The organism is Marivita sp. (assembly GCF_017643905.1).
GTDB lineage: Bacteria > Pseudomonadota > Alphaproteobacteria > Rhodobacterales > Rhodobacteraceae > Marivita.
In genome coordinates, this window is the sequence record NZ_JAEPMO010000259.1 from 1 (window position 1) to 3,231 (window position 3,231).

The window sequence follows — 3,231 nt, forward strand, 5'->3', positions numbered from 1 at the left end:
CGCCAGTTGCCCTGACGATCTGGCTGATCTGGACAATCATGGGCTGGATCGACGGTTTTGTCCTGCCGCTGGTGCCGAGCCGGTTCAATCCCGAAGAGTATATCGGCATCAACCTGCGCGGCGTCGGTGTGATCTTCTTCCTCGTCTTCACGGTCTTCGTGGGCTGGGTCGCCAAAGGCCTGATCGGGCGCTCGCTGATCCGCTTTGCAGAAAGCCTTGTCGAACGCATGCCGGTGATCCGGTCGATCTATAGCGGGGTCAAACAGATCGCCGAAACGATCTTCGCCCAGTCCGAGCGGAACTTCGAAAAGGCGTGCCTGATCCAATACCCGCGCAAGGGCATCTGGGCGATTGGCTTTATCTCGACCGATGCAAGAGGCGAAATTTCCGACCGCGCCGAGACCATGGGCAAACTGATCTCGGTGTTCGTTCCAACCACACCGAACCCGACATCGGGATTTCTGCTTTTCTTTCCCGAAGAAGACGTGATCGAACTCGACATGACCATCGAGGATGCGGCGAAACTCGTGATTTCGGCGGGTCTGGTCTATCCCAATGCCAAGGACCCGTCCCAGCCTGCCAAGGCAGCCTGATTATTTTGCGTCCCGGCTTGAACGCGGTATTGATCCCACACACTTGATCAGCACGGTCTGCTGCAGTCCCGCACGCGACCCGTTGGGGTGGTTTCCTTGAACTTGATACTCGTGGCCTTTGGCCTTGTGGCGCTGCTTGTTGGCGGCGATCTTTTGGTGCGCGGCGCTGTCGGCGTGGCACGTCGTTTTGGCGTGTCTCCGCTGGTCATCGGCCTCACGCTCGTGGGTTTTGGGACCTCGGCCCCTGAGCTTGTCACCTCGCTCAGCGCCGCACTCGCCGGGGCGCCGGCCATCGCGCTCGGGAACGTCGTTGGCAGCAATATCGCCAACATCCTTTTGATCCTCGCGCTCGCCGCCCTGATCCGTCCGGTGTCGGCACAGATGGCCGGCTTGCCACGCGAAGCGGCATGGGTTGGCGGCAGCGCTCTTGGATTGGCCGTTCTGGCGGTGGCCGGACAGATTTTTTTCGTCGCCGGTATTGGTCTTCTGGCGCTTCTCGGGGTCTATCTCTGGGGTGCGTTCCGCAGCAGCGCAGTTCCGGCGCATGATGTAGATATCCCGACCGACCCGTTGCCCAAGGCGGCGATATTCCTGGTGGTCGGCCTCGCGCTCACCATCGGGGGCGCCATTGCTCTGGTCGATGGCGCAACCGGCATCGCCCGCGCCTATGGCGTGCCCGAAGCCGTGATCGGGCTGACGCTGGTCGCCGTCGGCACCTCGCTGCCGGAACTTGCAACCACCGTCATGGCGGCGCGGCGCGGGCAATCGGATGTGGCGCTCGGCAACATCCTGGGCTCCGGCATCTTCAACATCCTCGGTATTCTGGGCACCACGGCCCTTTTCGCAAAGCTGCCGATCGAAAGCAGCCTCCTGCCCGACATCGGCGTGATGCTGGCGACAACAGTTGTTCTCATCGGCCTGCTTTTCTGGCGCGGTGCCATCAGCCGCGCTTCTGGCCTCGTCTTTCTGCTGCTCTACGCCGTCTACATGACGTGGCTCAGCCAAACATTTTGACAAGATCGGCTGTCTGCCGTTGCCCCAGATCTTCCTTGTGATGCGCAAGGAATGTCCCTGCTGCGCGGCGGCCGGCCTCTTTCAAATCGGCGATCACCGATGGCACGGGGACCAGCTTGGTTGCGACCGACAAATCGTTCATCAGGTCGTCATCGGCGATCATGTGCACCCGGACATTCTTCATCGCGCCCTCCTGCACCTTGCCCTCGGCAATCAGGCGCTGGACGAATTCGATGGCCCGCAATTCGCGCAGCAGCGATGAGTTGAAACTAATCTCGTTGATCCGGTTCTGAATCTCGTTGGGCATCACCGGCACGGTATCTCGCTTCAGCGGATTGATGTTCACGATCACCACGTCATCCGGCAGATCGGCATCGAACAGCGGAAACAGCGCCGGGTTCCCGGTATAGCCGCCGTCCCAGAACGGCTCCACGATGCCGGTCTGCGGGTCTTCCACCTCGACCGCCTGAAAGAGGGTTGGCAAACAGGCCGAAGCAAGGATGCTCCTGGTGCTGATCGCCTTGCCTTTGAAAATCCGCACCTTGCCATCGCGCACCTGCGTGGCACAGACGTAGAGGCGCGGGCCTTCCATCGCGCAGACCCGCCCGAAATCGAACTGGTCAACAATCTTTTCGAGCGGGTTCTCGTAAAGCGGCCCCCAAGCATAGGGCGACATCATCCGCCCCAACGTGTCGCCCAGCATATAGGCCGGTGAAAATTCGATCCCCTTGCTGATCGCCCCCGGCGTAGGCAGCCAGGCCTGCATCCATTTCGGCACTGCCAGATCATCCAGTCGCGCCACCTGTGCCCAGAGCCAGTCGAGGTTGTCCTTTGCCCCCTGCCGCCCGTCCAGCAGCCACCCCGCCTTGAGCGCCGCGCCATTGAGCGCCCCTGCCGACGTGCCGGTGATTGCCGCGATCTCCACGTCTTCCTCTTCCAGAAGCCGGTCCAGCACACCCCAAGTGAACGCGCCATGTGCGCCACCGCCCTGAAGGGCAAGATTGATCTTTACCATACCACCACCTGCTCCTTCATCTTGCCCAATAAACTCCGGGGAGCACGAGGGGCTGGCCCCTCGTGAAAAAGGACATCACAGCGCTGTCCAGCCCCCGTCCACCGAGATCGTCGTCCCGGTGATCTGCGCCGCCGCATCCGAGCACAGGAACACCGCCGTGCCGCCGATCTGCTCGACCGTGGCGAATTCCTTGGAAGGCTGGCGCTCCAGAATGACTTTCTGCGTCACCTCTTCCTCACTCATGTCGTACTTCTTTGCCGTGTCGGGGATCTGCGCCTCGACCAGAGGTGTGAGAACATAGCCCGGACAGATCGCGTTGCAGGTGATGTGTTCCCGTGCCGTTTCCAGCGCCGTTGTCTTGGACAGGCCGACAACCCCGTGCTTGGCGGCAATATAGGCCGATTTGAACGGTGACGCTGTCAGGCCATGGGCGCTGGAGATGTTGATGATCCGGCCCCAGCCCGCCTTGCGCATCATCGGCAATGCAACTGCGGTGGTGTGAAAGGCCGAGCTGAGGTTGATGGCGATGATCGCGTCCCATTTCTCAATCGGGAACTCGTCAATCGGGGCGACATGCTGGATGCCCGCATTGTTCACCAGAATATCGCA

At 61.2% G+C, this 3,231-nt stretch carries 4 protein-coding genes; 2 read left to right on the forward strand and 2 right to left on the reverse strand.

All coding sequences use genetic code 11. The features are described from left to right. Both JJ869_RS22870 and JJ869_RS22875 read left to right on the forward strand, forming a co-directional pair. A partial coding sequence (locus JJ869_RS22870) for a DUF502 domain-containing protein (protein ID WP_292271178.1) occupies positions 1-593 on the forward strand: 593 nt, incomplete at its 5' end. Positions 594-680: 87 nt separating this feature from the next. Further along, complete coding sequence (locus JJ869_RS22875) at positions 681-1,607, forward strand: calcium/sodium antiporter (RefSeq protein WP_366510490.1); 927 nt, start codon at positions 681-683, stop codon at positions 1,605-1,607. On the opposite strand, the gene JJ869_RS22880 is transcribed toward JJ869_RS22875, so the two are convergent. Together JJ869_RS22880 and JJ869_RS22885 are read right to left on the reverse strand one after the other, a co-directional pair. After that, positions 1,591-2,622 carry a patatin-like phospholipase family protein gene (locus tag JJ869_RS22880; RefSeq protein ID WP_292271183.1) on the reverse strand — a complete coding sequence of 344 codons (1,032 nt, stop codon included), beginning with the start codon at positions 2,620-2,622 and terminating at the stop codon, positions 1,591-1,593. The genes JJ869_RS22875 and JJ869_RS22880 overlap by 17 nt on opposite strands. Positions 2,623-2,697: 75 nt before the next feature. Then, positions 2,698-3,231 (reverse strand): 3-hydroxybutyrate dehydrogenase (locus JJ869_RS22885; protein ID WP_292271186.1); only part of this gene is annotated, 534 nt, incomplete at its 5' end.